19 protein-coding genes are annotated in these 19,398 nt (G+C 63.7%); 5 read left to right on the top strand and 14 right to left on the bottom strand.

Going from position 1 to position 19,398, the window contains the following annotated elements; all coding sequences use genetic code 11:
* Window positions 1-213 precede the first annotated feature (213 nt).
* The gene (locus KSS94_RS04760; protein WP_217841895.1) at window positions 214-1,563 is read right to left on the bottom strand and encodes a tryptophan--tRNA ligase; all 1,350 of its coding nucleotides are present in this window, start codon (window positions 1,561-1,563) and stop codon (window positions 214-216) included.
* Between the two features lie 24 nt (window positions 1,564-1,587).
* Window positions 1,588-2,223, bottom strand: coding sequence for an alpha/beta hydrolase (locus tag KSS94_RS04755; RefSeq protein WP_217841894.1), 636 nt, complete (start codon window positions 2,221-2,223; stop codon window positions 1,588-1,590).
* A 135-nt stretch (window positions 2,224-2,358) separates the two neighbouring features.
* On the opposite strand from KSS94_RS04755, the gene KSS94_RS04750 reads away from it, so the two are divergent.
* Window positions 2,359-2,796, top strand: coding sequence for a Z-ring associated ZapG family protein (locus KSS94_RS04750; RefSeq protein WP_217841893.1), 438 nt, complete (start codon window positions 2,359-2,361; stop codon window positions 2,794-2,796).
* Window positions 2,797-2,907: 111 nt separating this feature from the next.
* Here KSS94_RS04750 and KSS94_RS04745 read toward each other — a convergent pair whose 3' ends face one another.
* Window positions 2,908-4,098 (bottom strand): methionine gamma-lyase, encoded by a 1,191-nt coding sequence (locus KSS94_RS04745; protein ID WP_217841892.1) that lies wholly within the window; start codon window positions 4,096-4,098, stop codon window positions 2,908-2,910.
* A gap of 127 nt (window positions 4,099-4,225) precedes the next feature.
* On the opposite strand from KSS94_RS04745, the gene KSS94_RS04740 reads away from it, so the two are divergent.
* On the top strand, window positions 4,226-4,705 hold the full coding sequence (locus KSS94_RS04740; RefSeq protein ID WP_217841891.1) for an Lrp/AsnC family transcriptional regulator: 480 nt from the start codon (window positions 4,226-4,228) through the stop codon (window positions 4,703-4,705).
* Window positions 4,706-4,756: 51 nt separating this feature from the next.
* Here the strand turns inward: KSS94_RS04740 and KSS94_RS04735 are convergent, their stop codons facing one another.
* From KSS94_RS04735 to KSS94_RS04720, 4 genes are all read right to left on the bottom strand, one after another.
* Complete coding sequence (locus tag KSS94_RS04735) at window positions 4,757-5,137, bottom strand: tail fiber domain-containing protein (protein WP_217841890.1); 381 nt, start codon at window positions 5,135-5,137, stop codon at window positions 4,757-4,759.
* A 529-nt stretch (window positions 5,138-5,666) separates the two neighbouring features.
* On the bottom strand, window positions 5,667-7,568 hold the full coding sequence (gene cysN / locus KSS94_RS04730) for a sulfate adenylyltransferase subunit CysN (protein ID WP_217841889.1): 1,902 nt from the start codon (window positions 7,566-7,568) through the stop codon (window positions 5,667-5,669).
* Between the two features lie 15 nt (window positions 7,569-7,583).
* Window positions 7,584-8,501 (bottom strand): sulfate adenylyltransferase subunit CysD, encoded by a 918-nt coding sequence (cysD, locus tag KSS94_RS04725; protein ID WP_194789197.1) that lies wholly within the window; start codon window positions 8,499-8,501, stop codon window positions 7,584-7,586.
* A 271-nt stretch (window positions 8,502-8,772) separates the two neighbouring features.
* On the bottom strand, window positions 8,773-9,531 hold the full coding sequence (locus KSS94_RS04720) for a Nif3-like dinuclear metal center hexameric protein (protein WP_217841888.1): 759 nt from the start codon (window positions 9,529-9,531) through the stop codon (window positions 8,773-8,775).
* A 272-nt stretch (window positions 9,532-9,803) separates the two neighbouring features.
* Here KSS94_RS04720 and algW point away from each other — a divergent pair, with 272 nt between their 5' ends.
* Entirely contained in the window at window positions 9,804-10,964 is a 1,161-nt protein-coding gene (gene algW / locus KSS94_RS04715; protein WP_217841887.1) for a Do family serine endopeptidase AlgW, read from the top strand.
* A gap of 91 nt (window positions 10,965-11,055) precedes the next feature.
* Here the strand turns inward: algW and KSS94_RS04710 are convergent, their stop codons facing one another.
* The 4 genes from KSS94_RS04710 to KSS94_RS04695 all read right to left on the bottom strand — a co-directional run bounded on the left by KSS94_RS04710 (window position 11,056) and on the right by KSS94_RS04695 (window position 15,213).
* The gene (locus tag KSS94_RS04710; RefSeq protein WP_217841886.1) at window positions 11,056-11,820 is read right to left on the bottom strand and encodes an amino acid ABC transporter ATP-binding protein; all 765 of its coding nucleotides are present in this window, start codon (window positions 11,818-11,820) and stop codon (window positions 11,056-11,058) included.
* A 10-nt stretch (window positions 11,821-11,830) separates the two neighbouring features.
* Entirely contained in the window at window positions 11,831-12,928 is a 1,098-nt protein-coding gene (locus KSS94_RS04705; RefSeq protein ID WP_217841885.1) for an amino acid ABC transporter permease, read from the bottom strand.
* 10 nt (window positions 12,929-12,938) lie between these two features.
* Complete coding sequence (locus KSS94_RS04700) at window positions 12,939-14,117, bottom strand: amino acid ABC transporter permease (RefSeq protein WP_217841884.1); 1,179 nt, start codon at window positions 14,115-14,117, stop codon at window positions 12,939-12,941.
* Window positions 14,118-14,184: 67 nt separating this feature from the next.
* Complete coding sequence (locus KSS94_RS04695) at window positions 14,185-15,213, bottom strand: amino acid ABC transporter substrate-binding protein (protein WP_217841883.1); 1,029 nt, start codon at window positions 15,211-15,213, stop codon at window positions 14,185-14,187.
* Between the two features lie 335 nt (window positions 15,214-15,548).
* Here KSS94_RS04695 and KSS94_RS04690 point away from each other — a divergent pair, with 335 nt between their 5' ends.
* Window positions 15,549-16,205, top strand: a complete 657-nt coding sequence (locus KSS94_RS04690; protein WP_217841882.1) for an alpha/beta hydrolase — start codon at window positions 15,549-15,551, stop codon at window positions 16,203-16,205.
* 99 nt (window positions 16,206-16,304) lie between these two features.
* Window positions 16,305-17,768, top strand: a complete 1,464-nt coding sequence (rhlB, locus tag KSS94_RS04685) for an ATP-dependent RNA helicase RhlB (protein WP_217841881.1) — start codon at window positions 16,305-16,307, stop codon at window positions 17,766-17,768.
* 394 nt (window positions 17,769-18,162) lie between these two features.
* Here rhlB and moaE read toward each other — a convergent pair whose 3' ends face one another.
* The 3 genes from moaE to moaC are packed head-to-tail and all read right to left on the bottom strand — an operon-like array spanning window position 18,163 to window position 19,327.
* On the bottom strand, window positions 18,163-18,609 hold the full coding sequence (gene moaE, locus KSS94_RS04680) for a molybdopterin synthase catalytic subunit MoaE (RefSeq protein WP_217841880.1): 447 nt from the start codon (window positions 18,607-18,609) through the stop codon (window positions 18,163-18,165).
* 2 nt (window positions 18,610-18,611) lie between these two features.
* Window positions 18,612-18,857 (bottom strand): MoaD/ThiS family protein, encoded by a 246-nt coding sequence (locus KSS94_RS04675; protein WP_217841879.1) that lies wholly within the window; start codon window positions 18,855-18,857, stop codon window positions 18,612-18,614.
* Window positions 18,857-19,327: a cyclic pyranopterin monophosphate synthase MoaC gene (gene moaC, locus KSS94_RS04670; protein ID WP_217841878.1), complete on the bottom strand. Its 471-nt coding sequence runs from the start codon at window positions 19,325-19,327 to the stop codon at window positions 18,857-18,859. Before moaC ends, KSS94_RS04675 begins: the two co-directional genes overlap by 1 nt.
* Window positions 19,328-19,398 lie beyond the last annotated feature (71 nt).

Here is a 19,398-nt window from a genome sequence, read left to right as displayed (position 1 = left end):
AACGGGCCGTCACTGTAGCGACCGGCCCGCTTGATGGCAATGATACATGCGGCCATTTGACTCATTGGACGCAATACACATGCCCCTGTAGGAGCGGCCTTGTGTCGCGAATGGGCCGCAAAGCGGCCCCGGCCATATCAGCTTGATGCACAAATCGTGGGGCCGCGTTGCGGCCCTTTCGCGACACAAGGCCGCTCCTACAGGTGAGGGGGCTTACTCCTGAGCGGGCTGCAGGGCTTCGCGCAGGCTCTGCACCGCAGCGTCACGTGCATCGCTATTGGCGAACTGCGGCCCCTCGGCCACTTGCTCGCCGGCCAGCCACAGGCTGAAGCCCAGGCCTTCGACCCGCACATCGGCCTCACCGCCCTGCTGCAGTTGCTTGCTCACCGCACCTGCGCTCTTGCCATCGGCGAAGCTGCGCGACAGCAGCAGTTGCTCGCCATCGGCGGCCAGCAGGCGGAAGCGGAAGCTGCCGTCCTCGTCGCGGAAGCTGACGAAGCGCGCGCTCTTGGCGGCTTTCTTCTTCACCTCGGTACTGGCCTGCACGTTGCTGCGGAACGAACGCAGGCCAACCGCCTCGCGCAGTTGCTCGAGGAACGGGGTGGCGGTCTTGCGGGCCTTGGCGGCGCCAGCCAGCAGGATGTCTTCGAGGTCCGAAGGGCGCGAAATCAGCTGGTGGTAGTGCTCGCGCTTTTCTGCCAATTGGCCGTCCAGCAGCTGGAACAGGCGCTGCTTGGCCTCGCCCCAGCCCAGGCCCTGCAGCAGCTCATCGCGAAACTCCGCACACTGCGCCGGCGTAGAGAACGCCTGGAACAGGGTGAACAGGTGCGAGTTGTCCGGATCCTTCGCCTCACCCGGCGCGCGGGAGTCGGTGACGATGCGCGAGATCGCGTCTTTCATCTCTTTGGCGCTGGTGAACAGCGGGATGGTGTTGTCGTAGCTCTTGGACATCTTGCGACCGTCCAGGCCTGGCAAGGTCGCCACGCTCTCCTCGATCACCGCCTCCGGCAGGGCGAAGAAGTCCCGGCCCTGGCCGAACAGGTGGTTGAAGCGCTGGCCAATGTCGCGGGCCATTTCCACGTGCTGGATCTGGTCACGGCCCACCGGCACCTTGTTGGCGTTGAACATCAGGATGTCCGCAGCCATCAGCACCGGGTAGCTGAACAGGCCCATGCTCACGCCGGCGTCCGGGTCTTCACCGGCTTCGACGTTCTTGTCCACCGAGGCCTTGTAGGCGTGGGCGCGGTTGAGCAGGCCCTTGGCGGCGACGCAGGTCAGCAGCCAGGTCAGCTCGGGGATCTCGGGGATGTCGGACTGACGGTAGAAGGTCACCTTGGCCGGGTCCAGGCCACCGGCCAACCAGGTGGCCGCGATTTCCAGGCGCGAGCGCTGGATACGCAGCGGGTCGTCGCACTTGATCAGGGCGTGGTAGTCGGCCAGGAAATAGAACGAGTCGACGCCCGGCTGCTGGCTGGCGAGGATCGCCGGGCGAATGGCACCGGCGTAGTTGCCCAGGTGCGGGGTGCCGGTGGTGGTGATACCGGTGAGAATGCGCGTGGTCATGGTGTTCGCTTATTCAGGCTTGGCTCAGTTCGAAAGGCGCGGCAGCAGCAGATCCTTCAGATCGGTCAGCTTGCCATGGAAGAAGTGTCCGCATTCTGCCACTTTCAGCAGCTCATGGGGGCGCGGCAGGGCCTCGGACCAGTCGTAGACCAGCTGCGGCTCGACCACTTCGTCGCTGTCTGGCTGCACCAGGGTGATCGGGCAACGCTGTGGCAACGGGAAGTCCGCCGTCAGGCGCATCACGGCCGGGGCGATCATGAACAGGTGCTGCAGGGTTGCCCCAGCGGCTTCCAGGCGGCCAGCCAGGCTGGTGGCGACAAAGCCGCCGAACGAGAAGCCCATCAGCACCAACGGCAGCTCAGGGTGCTTGGTACGCAGCCAGGCTGCCGCAGCCTCGGCATCGGCCACCTCGCCTGCGCCCATGTCGTGGCTGCCGGCGCTCTGGCCGACGCCGCGGTAGTTGAAGCGCAGGGTCACATAACCCGCGTCACGGGCCGTGCGCTGCAGGGTCGAAACCACCTTGTTGAGCATGGTGCCGCCCTGTACCGGGTTGGGGTGGCAGATCAGCACCACGCCACGGGCATCGGCCACGTCCAGGTACAAGGCTTCCAGCGGGCCGCTCGGGCCATCGATGAACAAGGGGGTTTCGCGGATAAGCAAGGCACTACTCCGTGACCTCGGGGAGGGTCGACTCGTCTAGCTGAGGAATTCTGTTCTGATTTGCGATCGCTCGCGGTATACAGCGCAGGTCTGAGCCGTTAACGTAAAGCAAAGCCGTTTATAGAGGAAGGACTCGTGGAACACTCGCTCCTTGTTTGGTTGCTGCCGACCCTGGCCCTGGTCATTGGTGTGGTTGCAGGTTTCGCGCTGGCCCGCCTGCTGCCCAATGCGGCGCCCAGCAATACACAGCGCCAGCTGGATGACATCCAGCAGCGTTTCGATACTTATCAGAATGAAGTGGTCACCCACTTCAACAGCACCGCTTCGCTGGTGCGTAAACTGACCCAGAGCTACCAGGACGTCCAGGACCACCTGGCCGATGGCGCCAACCGCCTGGCCCTGGACGAACTGACCCGCCAGCGCCTGCTGGCCGCGCTGCACTCCGAAGCCAGCCAAGGCCCGCGCGACCGCCTGACGCCGCCGAAGGACACCGCCGAAGTGCCACGCGACTACGCGCCGAAAACCCCGAACTCGCCGGGCATGCTCGACGAGAGCTACGGGCTCAAGCGTTGATTCGACCGACATGAAAAAGGCCGCGCAAGCGGCCTTTTTTGTGCCCTGTCGCCAGCAATGGCCTGCGCTCCCCTGTAGGAGCCGGCTTGCCGGCGATAGGGCCCGAACGGTTCAACACACCTGCAACGCCTGGCGCGCATCCGCAATCAAGTCCTCGATATCCTCCAGCCCCACCGACAAGCGCACCAGCCCTTCCGAAATGCCATGCTCGGCGCGCTCCTGCGGCGTATAGCTGGAATGGGTCATGCTCGCCGGGTGCTGGGCCAGCGATTCGGCATCCCCCAGGCTCACGGCCCGGGCAAACAACCCCAGGGCGTTCATGAAACGTCGCCCGGCCTCGATGCCGCCCTTGAGCTCAAAGGCAATCATGCCGCCCGGCAAGCGCATCTGCCGCTTCGCCAGGCCATGCTGCGCGAAGCTCGCCAGGCCCGGGTAGCGAATCAGCTCCACCTGCGGCTGACGCGCCAGGTACTCGGCCAGTTGCTGGGCATTGGCGCAGTGGCGGTCCATGCGCAGGGCCAGGGTCTTGATGCCGCGCATCAGCAGCGACGCATCATGGGGCGAGAGCACCGCGCCGGTCATGTCCTTGAGCCCCTCGAGGCGAATGCGATCCACCAGCGCCTTGCGCCCCACCACCAGTCCGGCGGTGATATCACCGTGGCCCGACAGGTACTTGGTGGCCGAATGCACCACCAGGTCGGCGCCCAGTTCCAGCGGCCGCTGCAGGTAAGGGGTGCAGTAGGTGTTGTCGACCACGATGCTCAGGTCATGGTCATGGGCGGCCTCGGCCACCGCGGCGATATCCACCAGTTGCATGTTGGGGTTGGCCGGCGTTTCGAAGTAGATCATCCGGGTTTTCGCGGTGATCGCCGCCTTGAGTGCCGCGATGTCGTTAAGGTCGACGTGGCGGATCTTCACCCCGAACTCGCCGATGCCATGGTGCAGGTAGGCGAACGTGCAGCCGTACAAGGTGCCGCCGACGATCAGCTCATCGCCTGGGCGTAGCAGCGTCCACAGCGTGGAAGTGATGGCCCCCATGCCCGAGGCCAGCGCCAACCCCGCCTCGCCGCCCTCCAGCGACGCCATGCGCTGCTCCAGCAGGGCCAGGGTGGGGTTGGAAATGCGGCTGTAGAAGTGCCCGGGCTCTTCGCCGGCAAAGCACGCAGCGCCGAATTCGACGGTGGGGAAGGCGTAGGTGGCGGTCTGGTACACCGGCGGCACCAACGCACCGCCGTGGCTCAGCGGGTCGTAGCCGTGGTGGATGGCGCGGGTAGCAAAACCTGTGTGTCGGGAGTCGTCCATGGCAACAGCCTCTTGGGGTTTATTATAAGCTTATGCCACCGGCCAGCTGCGATTTTTCCAATCTTGCCCAGCAATTCGCGGCAGTTCGGCAACAAAAACAACAAAAACCAACGCAGGAGGGCAAAGCATGCCTTCGACCCTTGACCGCACCGACCGCGCCCTGCTCGCTGCCCTGCAGGACAACGCCCGCCTGACCATCGCCGAGCTTGCCGACCAGGTCGCCCTGACCACCTCCCCCTGCTGGCGGCGGGTCAAGCTGCTGGAAGAAAACGGCTACATCACCGGCTACCAGGCCACCCTCTCGCCCAAGGCACTGGGCTTTGGCATTACCGCGTTCGTCAGCATCATGATGGAGTCGCACACCAAGGACATGGCCCTGGCCTTCGAGCAGCGGCTGATGCAAATCCCCGAGATCGTCGCCTGCCACAACATCTCCGGGCGCTATGACTTCTTGCTGGAGATTCTGGCGCGGGACTTGGAGTCGTTTGGCGAATTCACCCGCGAGGTGCTGCAGCGTTTGCCGGGGGTGAAGGAGATCTATTCGAGTTTTTCTTACAAGGCGGTGAAGGAGCGGCGGGTGATACCCGTATCTAAGCAACATATATGACGCAGCACAGGAGCAGCGTCGCCGCTCCTGGCTGAACGACGGCTCAGGGCATCAATGCACTCGGGTTTTCTCCAAAGCCTCGATGCGCAGGTTCAGTTGGCGTACAGACTCAATCAACGGCGCCACCAGCTTCTGATAGTCGACGCTCAACGCCCCCTCTTTCTCGTGAACCAGTTGCGGGTATACCGCCTGGACATCCTGGGCCACCAGGCCGATGTCGCTGCGCCCGGTATCTTTCCAATTGAAGTGCACACCCTGGAGCTTGAGCAACTGGCTGGTCGAGTCGGTCAGCGGCTCGATGGACGATTTCAGGCGCGCATCGCTGAACGGGCAGCAGGGGGCGCCTATGTCGTGATTGTGCGCCAGAACTGTGCCTGGCAATGCGGCGAAGACAATAGCGGCGATAGCGGTACGCAGGTTTGCAGAGTTCATCAATTTTCCTCAACGGGTCATTCATGCCCCTCAAGCATGCAGAAACGCCCACCGCACATCTGTCAGGAGGGCTCGCTGAAACAGGAGCGAAAAACCCGAAAGAGCAAAAGATGGGCAGCAAACTGCCCACGCAATTCATCAGCTCGCAACTACAGCGAATCAAGAAAGGCTGGCCCCACGCGCGCCTTATGCCGAAAACGCCAACGGATTGCGCTTCTAGCAGACCTGTCACTTGCTGCCACCCAAGCTGGGCGGCGGTGTTTACGATGTGGATAACATGCGGATCATAAGCGCCGTGCAGTACGCGCTTTCATCGGAGCTGCTGAGTGAACACCTTCAAGTCCAACTTTGCGCTCTACAGACGGGCAGAGTTCGAGTGGTGGTAGAGCTGTTGCAGACGGCCTCGGCCTGGCAAGGCCGCCTGCTGGAGCATTTCATTGTATTGGTGGAGCACCCGACAATCCGCGCAACCGCACAAACAAAAAACCCCGCCGAAGCGGGGTTTTTCACATCACATCAGGCAACCCGATCAGATCGCCCCACGCTGGCGCAGCACATCCAGCACCCGCTTCACGCCTTCATCGACGCTGACAGCCTGGGTGTCGATCACCAGGTCCGCATCCAGCGGCACGTCGAACGGGAAGCTTTCGCCCGGGATGTTGTCGCCAGCGGCGGCATACAGGCCCTGCGGGTCGCGTTCGCGGCACACCAGCGGCGAGGCTTGCACGTACACGGTCACCAGGCGCTCCTTGCCGATCAGCGCCTTGGCCTGCTCGCGGCCTTCGGCATCAGGGGCAACGAAGGCGGCCAGGGTCAGCAGGCCGGCTTCGTTGAACTGGCGCGCCACATGGGCGGCGCGGCGCCAGTTCTCGGTACGCCCGGCACGGTCCTGGGGCAGGCCCTTGTTCAGGTCGTGGCGCAGGTTCTGGCCGTCGAGCACGTACACCGCACGGCCCATGTCGAACAGCTTGCGCTCCACGGCATAGGCCAGGGTGCTCTTGCCAGCGCCGGACAGGCCGCTGAACAGCACGGTGGCCGGCTGCTGGCCGAAGCGCAGGGCGCGCTCCTCGGTGGCCACGTGGGCCAGCTTGCCATGCTGGCCGCCGCTGCCATGCGGCAGTACCGGCGGGGCGATGATCATGCCGGCGCCGACGGTGCCGTTGGTCAGGCGGTCGATGACGATGAACGCACCGGTGGTGCGGTTGCTGTCGTAGCCGTCCAGGGCGATGGCGCTGTCCAGGGCGACCTTGACCCGGCCGATCTCGTTCAGCTGCAGCGCGCTGGCGACGCCCTGCTCGAGGGTGTTCACATCGACCTTGTGGGTGATGCTGGCAATCGAGCCCGGCACATAGCTCGTGGCGCGCTTGATGTCGTACTTCTTGCCCGGGAGCATCGGCTCTTCGGCCATCCATACCAGCATGGCGTCGAACTGGTCGGTCACCTGCGGTACGTTGTCGGCGTGCACCAGCAGGTCGCCACGGGAGATGTCGATCTCGTCTTCCATGGTCAGGGTCACGGCCTGGCCGGGGCCGGCGTTTTCCAGCTCACCTTCGAAGGTGACGATGGACTTGACCCGGCTGCTCTTGCCCGACGGCAGCACGACGATCTCGTCGCCCTTGTGCACCACGCCACCGGCGATGGTGCCGGCAAAGCCGCGGAAGTTCAGGTTCGGGCGGTTGACGTACTGCACCGGGAAACGCAGGTCGGTGACGTTGCGGTCGGCGGCAATCTCGACGCTTTCGAGGATTTCCATCAGCACGGGGCCGGTGTACCACGGCGACTGCTCGCTGCGGTTGACCACGTTGTCGCCCTTGAGCGCCGACATCGGCACGAAGTGCAGGCTCGACGGCTTGAGGTTGATGCTCTCGGCAAACTTCAGGTAGTCGGCCTTGATCGACTCGAACACCTGCTCGTCGAAGCCCTTGAGGTCCATCTTGTTGACCGCAACGACGATGTGCTTGATGCCCAGCAGGGAGGCAATGTAGCTGTGCCGGCGGGTCTGGGTCTGCACGCCGTAACGGGCATCGACCAGGATGATCGCCAGGTCGCAGGTGGACGCACCGGTGGCCATGTTGCGGGTGTACTGCTCGTGGCCCGGGGTGTCGGCGATGATGAACTTGCGCTTGGCGGTGGAGAAGTAGCGGTAGGCGACATCGATGGTGATGCCCTGCTCGCGCTCGGCCTGCAGGCCGTCCACCAGCAGTGCCAGGTCGACTTCTTCACCGGTGGTGCCGGACTTTTTCGAGTCGCGGGTGATGGCCTCGAGGTGGTCCTCGTAGATCATCTTGGAGTCGTGCAGCAGGCGCCCGATCAGGGTGCTCTTGCCGTCATCCACGTTGCCGCAGGTGAGGAAGCGCAGCAGCTCTTTGCGCTCATGCTGGGCCAGGTAGGCGAGGATGTCCTCGCTGATCAGATCAGATTGGTGCGACATGACGAAACCCTGAAATTAGAAGTAGCCTTGGCGTTTTTTGTCTTCCATCGAGCCTGCACCATCGTGGTCGATGACGCGGCCCTGGCGCTCGGACGTCCGGGTCAGGAGCATTTCCTGAATGATGTCGGTCAGGGTCTCGGCTTCGGACTCGACAGCGCCCGTCAACGGGTAGCAGCCCAGGGTACGGAAACGCACTTTCTTCTTGACGATGCGCGCCTTCTCTTCATCGCTCAGATGCTCGAGGATGCGCTCGTCGTCGATCATGATCAGGGTGCCGTTCTTCTCGATCACTTCACGCTCGGCGGCGAAGTACAGCGGCACGATCGGGATGCCTTCGAGGTAGATGTACTGCCAGATGTCCAGCTCGGTCCAGTTCGACAGCGGGAAGACGCGGATCGACTCGCCCTTGTTGACCTTGCCGTTGTAGATGTTCCACAGCTCCGGGCGCTGGTTCTTCGGGTCCCAGCGGTGCTTGCTGTCACGGAACGAGTACACGCGCTCTTTCGCGCGGGACTTCTCTTCGTCGCGGCGCGCGCCACCGAAGGCGGCATCGAAACCATGCTTGTCCAGCGCCTGCTTGAGGCCCTGGGTCTTCATGATGTCGGTGTGCTTGGAGCTGCCATGGGTGAACGGGTTGATGCCCTGCGCCACACCCTCAGGGTTGACGTGGGTGATCAGCTCCAGGCCCATTTCCTCGACCATCTTGTCGCGGAAACTGTACATCTCCTGGAATTTCCACTGGGTGTCGACGTGCATCACCGGGAACGGCAGCTTGCCCGGGAAGAACGCCTTGCGCGCCAGGTGCAGCATGACCGCGGAATCCTTGCCGATCGAGTACAGCATCACCGGGTTGTCGAACTCGGCGGCCACCTCGCGGATGATGTGGATGCTCTCCGCCTCCAGCTGTTTCAAGTGCGTCAGATTGTCGACCATGGCTACTCACGAAAAACGATCTTATGGACGGCCTGCGGGCCGTGTTCGAGCGAGCCACTTTATCACAGCACCTGATTCTATTTAGGCGGCGGGCTAGATCGAAACAATCTAACGATATGACTGGGGGTTTGGGGGCACACGATCCCTGTAAGAGCCGGCTTGCCGGCAATGGGGCCCTGAGCCCTGGCACAAGGCCTGGCGGTTGCAGGCCAGGCCTCATCGCCGGCAAGCCGGCTCCTACAGAGGGCGGTAATTGCCTGTGGCAAGGCGATCAGATCGGGTTGGGGCAATCGATGAACAGGTGCTCCAGGGCAAAGCGCCGCGCCAGGTAATCGCCCAGCGCCTGCACCCCATAACGCTCGGTGGCATGGTGCCCGGCGGCGATGAAGCTGATGCCGTTCTCGCGGGCGCTGTGGAAGGTCTGCTCGGAGGCCTCGCCACTGAGGAACAAATCGACCCCGGCGGCAATCGCGGTATCGATGTAACCCTGCCCGCCGCCGGTGCACCAGCCCACCCGGCGGATCATCTGCTCGCCCTCGATGACCAGCGGCTCGCGGCCCATGGCCTCCTGCACCCGGCGGGCGAAGTCGCGCGCCGACACAGGTTCCGCCAGCGAGCCGACCAGCCCGACCACCTTGGGGTTGTTTGGGTCCAGCGGGCCTTCGACGGTGATATCCAGTTGCCGCGCCAACTGCACGTTGTTGCCCACTTCGGAGTGCACGTCCAGCGGCAGGTGGTAGGCCAGCAGGCTGATGTCGTGCTTGAGCAAGGTTTTCAGGCGGCGCTGCTTCATGCCGGTGATGCAGGGGTTTTCGCCTTTCCAGAAATAGCCGTGGTGCACCAGCACCAGGTCGGCGTCGGCCTCCACCGCTGCATCCAGCAACGCCTGGCTTGCGGTCACACCGGTGACGATGCGGCTGACCTGCGGCCGGCCCTCGACCTGCAGGCCGTTGGGGCAGTAGTCCTGGATCTTCGCGCTGGCCAGGTAGCGCTCGGCTTCCTCGACCAGGGTATTGAGGGCGACGGCCATGAAAATCTCCTCGAAATCTGCATTTTTGCGGGTTTCAACACCCGTATAATGGCCGCCATTATGGGCCGTCGCCGGCGCCGGGGGAACCGCTGTCAGGTCTGCCCTGTCGCGGGGCAAGCCCGCTCCCACGCCATACGGCAACGACCTTGTGGGGGCGGGTTTGCTCCACGGTACTCAACCGTCGCTGAGCGACTTTTTCAGGTGTATGATCGCGCGCGCTTGCGCCCCGGGCTGCACTGAAGTGGCCCCTGCCCCATTTCCAGGACTCGTTCATGTTCAAGGCTCTGCGTTACTTCGGCTGGCCCCTGCTTACTGGCGTACTGATCGCCATGCTGATCATCCAGCGTTTCCCGCAATGGGTCGGCTTGCCGAGCCAGGACGTCAACCTGCAGCAGGCGCCGCAGACCTCGCGCATCATGCAGGGCCCGGTCTCCTATGCCGACGCTGTGACCCTCGCCGCCCCGGCAGTGGTCAACCTGTACACCACCAAGGTGGTCAACAAGAGCGCCCACCCGCTGTTCGAAGACCCGCAGTTCCGCCGTTTCTTCGGCGACAACCTGCCCAAGCAGAAACGCTGGGAGTCGAGCCTGGGCTCGGCGGTGATCATGAGCCCCGAGGGCTACCTGCTGACCAACAACCACGTCACCAGCGGCGCCGACCAGATCGTCGTGGCCCTGAAGGACGGCCGCGAAACCCTGGCCCGGGTCATCGGCAGCGACCCGGAAACCGACCTCGCGGTGCTCAAGATCGACCTGAAGAACCTGCCGTCGATGACCATCGGCCGCTCCGACAACATCCACATCGGCGACGTGACCCTGGCCATTGGCAACCCGTTCGGTGTCGGCCAGACCGTGACCATGGGCATCATCAGCGCCACCGGCCGCAACCAGCTGGGCCTGAACAACTACGAAGATTTCATCCAGACCGACGCTGCGATCAACCCGGGCAACTCCGGCGGCGCGCTGGTGGATGCCAACGGCAACCTGGTGGGTATCAACACGGCGATCTTCTCCAAGTCCGGCGGCTCGCAGGGCATCGGCTTCGCCATCCCGGTCAAGCTGGCACTGGAGGTGATGAAGTCGATCGTCGAGCACGGCCAGGTAATCCGTGGCTGGCTGGGCATCGAGGTGCAGCCGCTGAGCCAGGAGCTGGCAGAGTCGTTCGGCATGCAGGGCCGCCCGGGCATCGTGGTGGCGGGGATCTTCCGCGACGGGCCGGCGGCACGTGCGGGGCTGCAACTGGGTGACGTGATCCTGAGCATCAACGGCGAGCCGGCCGGTGACGGGCGCAAGTCGATGAACCAGGTGGCGCGGATCAAGCCGACCGACAAGATCAGCATCGAAGTGCTGCGCAATGGCCAGCAGCTCAAGCTGATTGCCGAGGTGGGGCTGCGCCCGCCACCGGCGCCAGTGGCCACCCAGGAAGAGAAGTAACGCAATCGATGCAATCGCCGGCACGCCGGCTCCTGCTGGGAAACGCATCCCCCTGTAGGAGCCGGCTTGCCGGCGATGCTTTTTTCAAGCCTCAGTGCAGAATCTGGCTCAGGAACAACTTGGTCCGGTCATTGCTCGGCCGGTCGAAGAAGTCATCCGGCGCCGCCTGCTCGACGATCTCCCCTTTGTCCATGAAGATCACCCGGTTGGCCACGGTGCGGGCAAAGCCCATTTCGTGGGTTACGCAGAGCATGGTCATGCCGTCCTCGGCCAGGCTGACCATGGTGTCGAGCACCTCCTTGACCATCTCCGGGTCCAGCGCCGAGGTGGGCTCGTCGAACAGCATGATCTTAGGTTTCATGCACAGCGCCCGGGCAATCGCCACGCGCTGCTGCTGACCACCGGACAACTGCCCCGGGTACTTGTGCGCCTGCTCCGGAATACGCACGCGCTCCAGGAAGTGCATGGCGATTTCCTCGGCCTTGCGCCGCGGCAGCTTGCGCACCCACATGGGTGCCAGGGTGCAGTTCTCGAGGATGGTCAGGTGCGGGAACAGGTTGAAGTGCTGGAACACCATGCCCACCTCGCGGCGGATGGCCTCGATCTGCTTGAGGTCGTTGGTCAGCTCCACGCCATCGACCACGATGCGCCCCTGCTGGTGCTCTTCCAGGCGGTTGAGGCAGCGGATGGTGGTGGACTTGCCCGAGCCCGACGGGCCGCACAGCACGATGCGCTCGCCCTGGCGCACGTTCAGGTTGATATCCTTGAGCACGTGGAACTGGCCGTACCATTTGTTCACGCCCTGCATCTGGATGATGCCTTCGGGGCCGGCAGGCTGCTTGATCGCTTCACTCATTTCGAAACTCCTAACGCTTGTGGCCAGTGTCCAGCTTGCGCTCCAGGTGCATGGAGTAGCGGGACATACCGAAACAGAAAATCCAGAACACCAGGGCCGCGAACACATAGCCCTCGGTCGCCATGCCCAGCCAGGCGGGGTCGGCGGCGGCTTGCTTGACGCTGTTGAGCAAGTCGAACAGGCCGATGATGATCACAAGGCTTGTGTCCTTGAACAGGGCAATGAAGGTGTTGACGATGCCGGGGATCACCAGCTTGAGCGCCTGGGGCAGGATCACCAGGCCCATCGCCCGCCAGTAGCCCAGGCCCATGGCCGCAGCCGCTTCGTACTGGCCCTTGGGGATGGCCTGCAGGCCGCCACGCACCACTTCGGCGATGTACGCCGACTGGAACAGGATCACCCCGATCATCGCCCGCAGCAGCTTGTCGAAGCTCATGCCTTCGGGCAGGAACAGCGGCAGCATCACCGACGACATGAACAGCACGGTGATCAGCGGCACGCCGCGCCAGAACTCGATGAAGGTCACGCAGACCACCTTCACCGCCGGCAGGTTCGAACGCCGCCCCAGCGCCAGCAGAATGCCCAGCGGCAAGGCGCCGACGATACCCACGGTGGCGATCACCAGGGTCAGCATCAGGCCGCCCCACTGGCTGGTGGCAACGCTGGCGAGCCCGAGCATGCCGCCGTGCAGCAGGGTGTAGGCGATGATCGGGTACAGCACCAGGAAGCCCAGGCCGTACACCGCCTTGCGCGGGAAGCGGTTGATGAACAACGGCGCTGCGCCAAGCACTGCCAGCCACACCGTGAGGTCGACGCGCCAGCGCAGTTCTGCCGGGTAGTAGCCATACATGAACTGGCCGAAGCGCTGCTGCACGAACACCCAGCAGGCGCCTTCCTTGGTGCAGTCGGCGCGGGTGGTGCCGACCCAGTTGGCGTCGATCAGCGCCCACTGCACCAGCGGCGGCACGATCAGCCACACCAGGTACAGGGCGAACAACGTCAGCAGAGTATTGAGCCAGCTGGAGAACAGGTTTGCCCGCATCCAGGCGAGCACGCCCACGGTCTTCACCGGTGGCGGCATATCAGGTTTGAAAACATGGGCTGTCACGGTTGGACCCTCACCGCTCGATCAGCGCGATGCGCTTGTTGTACCAGTTCATCAGCAGCGAAATGCTGATGCTGATGGCGAGATAGACGCTCATGGTGATGGCGATCACCTCGATGGCCTGGCCGGTCTGGTTGAGCACGGTACCGGCGAACAGCGAGACCATCTCCGGGTAGCCGATACCGGCAGCCAGCGACGAGTTCTTGGCAAGGTTCAGGTACTGGCTGGTCAGCGGCGGAATGATCACCCGCAAGGCTTGCGGGATGATCACCTTGCGCAGGGTCGGGCCCTCGCGCAGGCCCAGCGAGCGAGCGGCCTCGGTCTGGCCGTGGCTGACCGACTTGATGCCAGAACGCACGATCTCGGCAATGAACGCTGCGGTATAGATGGTCAGCGCCAGGGTCAAGGCCAGCAGTTCAGGGATCAGCACCCAGCCGCCGACGAAATTGAAGCCCTTGAGCTGTGGCACTTCCCAGTGCACCGGGCTGCCGAACAGCAGCGCGCACACGCCGGGGATGCCGATGAACAGCAGCAGGCCCACCCAGAACTTGTGGAACGGCTCGCCAGTGGCGTCGAAACGCTTGTTGGCCTGGCGCACCATCACCACGATGGCGACGATCGCCAGCACCAGCGCCACCACGAACGGCCAGAAGCCGTCGGCCATCGAAGCGCCGGGCATGTTCAGGCCGCGGTTGCTGATGAAGAAGGTGTCGTCGATGTTGATGCTGCCCTTGGGCCCCGGCAGGGTGAGAAACACCGCGAAGTACCAGAACAGGATCTGCAAGAGCGGCGGGATGTTGCGGAAGGTCTCCACGTACACCGTCGCCAGCTTGTTGATCATCCAGTTCGGCGACAGCCGCGCCACACCGATGATGAAGCCCAGCAAGGTGGCCAGGATGATGCCGATGAAGGTCACCAGCAGGGTGTTGAGCAGGCCGATGACGAATACCCGGGCGTAGCTGTCCGATTCCACGTAGGGGATCAGGTGCTGGGCAATGCCGAAGCCGGCGCTGCGCTCGAGAAAGTCGAAGCCCGAGGTGATGCCCCGGTGCTGCAGGTTGGTTTGCGTGTTGTGAAACAGGTACCAGCCCAGGCCGACCACGAAGAGCACCGTGATGACCTGGAACAGCCACGCGCGCACCCGTGGATCGCTAAGGGAAAACCCCTTTCGTGCGCCGATTTGATTTTGCATGAAGTGCCCCGGAAAGAAGGGTATGAAACGACCCGCGGCGGCAGGATGCCGCCGCGGGGTGCCGCCATCAGCGCACTGGAGGTGCGTACTGGATGCCGCCGTTGTTCCACAGGGCGTTCAGGCCACGGTCGATCTTCAGGTCAGTGCTCTGGCCGAGGTTCTTCTCGAACACTTCGCCGTAGTTGCCGACCTGCTTGACGATCTGCACGACCCAGTCCTTCGGCAGCTTCAGGTCCTTGCCGTACTCGCCGTCAGCACCCAGCAGGCGGGCGTTGTCCGGGTTCTTGGTAGACTTGGCTTCGGCCTCGACGTTCTTCGAGGTGATGCCGGCCTCTTCAGCGTTGAGCATGGCGAAGAGGGTCCACTTGACGATGCTGAACCATTCTTCGTCGCCCTTGCGCACCACCGGGCCCAGAGGCTCCTTGGAGATGGTTTCAGGCAGTACCACGTACTCGGTCGGCGCGGCCAGCTTGGAGCGCTGGGCGAACAACTGCGACTTGTCCGAGGTGAGCACATCGCAACGGCCCGACTCCAGCGACTTGGCACTTTCATCCGAGGTGTCGAAGGTGATCGGGGTGTACTTGAGATTATTGGCGCGGAAGTAGTCGGAGACGTTCAGTTCGGTGGTGGTACCGGCCTGGATGCAGATGGTCGCGCCATCGAGCTCCTTGGCGCTGGAAACGCCAAGCTTCTTGTTCACCAAAAAGCCCACGCCGTCGTAGTAGGTGACGCCGGCGAACACCAGGCCCATGCCGGCATCACGCGAGCTGGTCCAGGTGGTGTTGCGCGACAGCACGTCGACTTCGCCGGACTGCAACGCGGTGAAGCGCTCCTTGGCGTTGAGCTGGCTGAACTTGACCTTGGTGGCGTCGCCGAACACGGCGGCGGCCACGGCGCGGCACACGTCGGCGTCGATGCCGACGATCTTGCCCTGGGCATCAGGTACCGAGAAGCCCGGCAAGCCGTCGCTCACGCCACACTGGACGAAGCCCTTCTTCTTCACCGCATCGAGCGTGGCGCCAGCCTGGGCGAAGCTGGTGGCGCCCAGCGCGGCGGCAGCGGTCAGGACTGCCAGGGTGGTTTTCAACATCTTCATTCACAACCTCCAAATCGCTCTTGTTGTACGAGCCGGAATTGCACCGCACCCTTATGAGGCGCATCCGACCCTTGTTGGCTTGTTTTTGGGTCAATTGGCGCAATGGGCTGTTCTGTGACAGCCTTTGATTCATACGAGGGGTGTTACCCACATAGGCCCACCCCAACGCATGACTCGTACACAGCAAAGTGCGTACCACAGTTGAAGGCTTAAGCGATTAAGCGGGAGTCAAGTAGGAAAAGTTGTAGAGTTGCGACATCTTTTTCTGGCATTAACCCACCCTGCCTTCTTTTTATGCACTCAATCTGTACCTGCGCACTCTTTCGGAGCAGTGAATGACCCAGCCTTTGATTCTCGAACCGCAAAAAACCGCTGATGCCTGTGTGATCTGGTTGCACGGCCTGGGCGCCGACCGTTACGACTTCCTACCGGTGGCCGAATTCATGCAGGAACGGCTGGCCAGCACCCGCTTCGTCATGCCCCAGGCCCCGACCCGCGCGGTGACCATCAACGGCGGCTACGCCATGCCCAGCTGGTATGACATCAAGGCCATGACCCCGGCCCGGGCCATCGACGAGGCGCAGCTGGAAGAGTCGGCCGACCAGGTGATCGCCCTGATCAAGGCCGAACAGGCCAAGGGCGTCAGCCTGTCGCGGATCATCCTTGCCGGTTTCTCCCAGGGCGGCGCGGTGGTGCTGCACACTGCTTATATAAAGTGGCAAGAGGCCCTGGGCGGCGTCATCGCCTTGTCCACCTACGCGCCCACCTTCAGCGACGGGCGCCAGCTCAGCGCCTGCCAGCAGCGCACCCCGGCCCTGTGCCTGCACGGCGTGCACGACCCGGTGGTGATCCCATCCATGGGCCGCACCGCGTTCGAGTACCTCAACACCTGGGGCGTCGCCGCGCGCTGGCACGAGTACCCGATGGAACACGAGGTGGTGGTCGAGGAACTCACCGACATCTACAACTGGTTGAGCCAGCAGCTCGGTTGAGCGGCCCACCTGTAGCCCGCCGAGCATTCCACTACGCCGCGCCCGGTTCTTGCATTACACTGCCCGGCGTACATTCCTTAACCAGTTGACGAGACGATCGTGCTCAAGGCACTCAAGAAAATATTCGCCAAGCCGGACGCCGCGCCGCAGGCCGCCGAGCCTGTCGCCGTGAGCGCCCCTGCACCGGCGCCGCAGGTTGCCAAGCCGGCCCGCGCCAGCGCCAAACCCAAGCCGCCCAGCAAGCCCCGCAGCGACGCCAAGCCGGCCGAGCCCGAGGCCCCGCGCGCCAAACAACCTGCCGCGCCCAAACCGCGCCGCGAACGCAAACCCAGGCCCCAGGCCAGCCTGTGGAAGCCCGAGGACTTCGTGGTCGAGGCGCAGGAAGGCAAGACCCGCTTCCACGACTTCAAGCTCTCCAACGAGCTGATGCACGCCATTCACGACCTGGGCTTCCCCTACTGCACGCCGATCCAGGCCCAGGTGCTGGGCTACACCCTGCGCGGCCAGGACGCCATCGGCCGGGCCCAGACCGGCACCGGCAAGACCGCCGCATTCCTGGTGTCGATCATTTCCCAGCTGCAGCAGGTACCACCGCCCGGCGAACGCTACATGGGCGAACCGCGCGCGCTGATCATTGCCCCCACCCGCGAGCTGGTGGTGCAGATCGCCAACGATGCCATCGCCCTGACCAAGTACAGCGGCCTGAACGTGATGAGCTTCGTCGGCGGCATGGACTTCGACAAGCAGCTCAAGGCCCTGGAGTCGCGCCACTGCGACATCCTGGTGGCCACCCCGGGCCGTTTGCTGGACTTCCACCAGCGCGGCGAGGTGCACCTGGACATGGTCGAAGTGATGGTGCTGGATGAAGCCGACCGCATGCTCGACATGGGCTTCATCCCGCAGGTACGGCAAATCATCCGCCAGACCCCGCCCAAGAGCGAACGCCAGACCCTGCTGTTCTCGGCCACCTTCACCGATGATGTGATGAACCTGGCCAAGCAGTGGACCACCAACCCGGCCATCGTCGAGATCGAGCCGGAGAACGTGGCCAGCGAAACCGTCGAGCAGCACGTCTACGCCGTGGCCGGCAGTGACAAGTACAAGCTCTTGTACAACCTGGTGACGCAGAACAAGTGGGAACGGGTGATGGTGTTCGCCAACCGCAAGGACGAAGTGCGGCGCATCGAAGAAAAACTGGTGCGCGACGGCATCAACGCCGCGCAGTTGTCCGGTGACGTGCCGCAGCACAAGCGCATCCGCACCCTGGAAAACTTCCGGGAAGGGCGCATCACCGTGCTGGTGGCCACCGACGTGGCCGGTCGCGGCATCCACATCGACGGCATCAGCCACGTGATCAACTTCACCCTGCCGGAGGACCCGGACGACTACGTGCACCGCATTGGCCGTACCGGTCGTGCCGGCAGCAACGGCGTGTCGATCAGCTTTGCCGGTGAAGATGACTCGTACCAGCTGCCGGCCATCGAGGAGCTGCTGGGGCGCAAGATCAAGTGCGAGATGCCGCCGGACGAGCTGCTGACCGCGGTGCCGCGCAAGCATCACTGATACCCCGGGCTGCTGAAGGCTGCTCATGGACCATGCGCAGCATCAGCAGGCGGCACAAACCCTGTAGGAGCTGGCTTGCCAGCGATGAGGCCGGCAGCCTACTTACAGGGCCCGGCCTTTGTTGTTTCAGGCCAGGCCCCATCGCCGGCAAGCCGGCTCCCATAGAACAAACTACAACTCATTGATTTAACACGGTCCCTGTGGGAAGCGGCCTTGCCGGGGCGCCGTCCGGTCGAGATGGGGCGCAGCGGCCCCAAGGTTTCGGCCTCATGCAAGATTGCCGGGGCTGCTGCGCAGCCCATCGCGACACAAGGCCGCTTCCCACGGAGACCGTGACGCATCTGCGAGACCAGTTCTCTGAGCGACAGCGCAGCCCCGGCCATTCACTACCGACCTACCACCGCCCCGCCGCATCCTGGTCACTCTGCTTGCCCTCGACCCAGCGCGGCCCTTGCTGGGTGTTCTCTTTCTTCCAGAACGGCGCCCGGGTTTTCAAGTAGTCCATGATGAAGTTGCAGGCGTCGAACGCGGCCTGGCGATGCGCACTGGCAACACCAACGAACACGATCGGCTCTCCCGGCTCCAGCGCCCCGATGCGGTGCAGCACCTCGACCTTGAGCAGCGGCCAGCGGCCCTCGGCCTCGACCACTATCTTGTGCAGCGCCTTCTCGGTCATGCCCGGGTAATGCTCGAGGAACATCCCCGCCACGTCCCGGCCATCATTGAAATCACGCACATAGCCGACGAACCCGACCACCGCGCCCACGCCAACGTTGGCCGCGTGCATGGCATTGACCTCGGCACCTGGGTCGAACGCCGCTTGCTGTACCCGTACGCCCATGCTCAGCCTCCGGTCACCGGCGGGAAGAACGCCACGTCATCGCCGTCCTCAACCGGCTCATCCAGCCGGCACAGCTCCTCATTGCGCGCGCACATCAGGTTCTGCTCGGCCAGCACGGCATACTGCCCGCCCTTGGCCACCAGCGCCTGGCGCACGTCGTCGAGCACCTTGAACTCGCCTTCCAGGCGCTCGGCATCGACGCCCAGCAGCTCGCGGTAGCGGGCGAAATACATGACCTTGACCTTCATTACCCTTGCACCTTGTAGTGGCCGCTCTTGCCGCCGGTCTTTTCCAGCAGGCGCACCTGCTCGATGACCATGCCCTTGTCCACGGCCTTGCACATGTCGTAGAGGGTCAGCGCGGCAACACTGGCGGCGGTCAGCGCCTCCATTTCCACACCGGTCTGCCCGGCCAGCTTGCAGCGGGCAGTGATGTGCACCACCTCCTCGCCCTCGGCGAGCAGCTCGACCTTGACGCTGGTGAGCATCAGCGGGTGGCACAGCGGGATCAGGTCGCTGGTCTTCTTCGCCGCCTGAATGCCGGCGATGCGTGCCACGGCAAACACGTCACCCTTGGGGTGTTCGCCGTCGACGATCATGCGCAGCGTGGCCGGCAGCATGCGCACCCGCGCCTCGGCGATCGCCTCGCGGGCAGTCACGGCCTTTTCGGTGACGTCGACCATGTTGGCGCGCCCCTGGGAATCAAGATGAGTCAGCACTGCTCTGCTCCTGGGAAGGGAGTCGACAGTGTAAACCTGGCAGTCAGGAAATTTGTAAGAGAAAACGCCTG

It is taken from the genome of Pseudomonas fakonensis (assembly GCF_019139895.1).
Lineage (GTDB): Bacteria > Pseudomonadota > Gammaproteobacteria > Pseudomonadales > Pseudomonadaceae > Aquipseudomonas > Aquipseudomonas fakonensis.
Note: the sequence above shows the minus strand (reverse complement) of the source record. Positions and strands in the feature narration are given on the sequence as shown.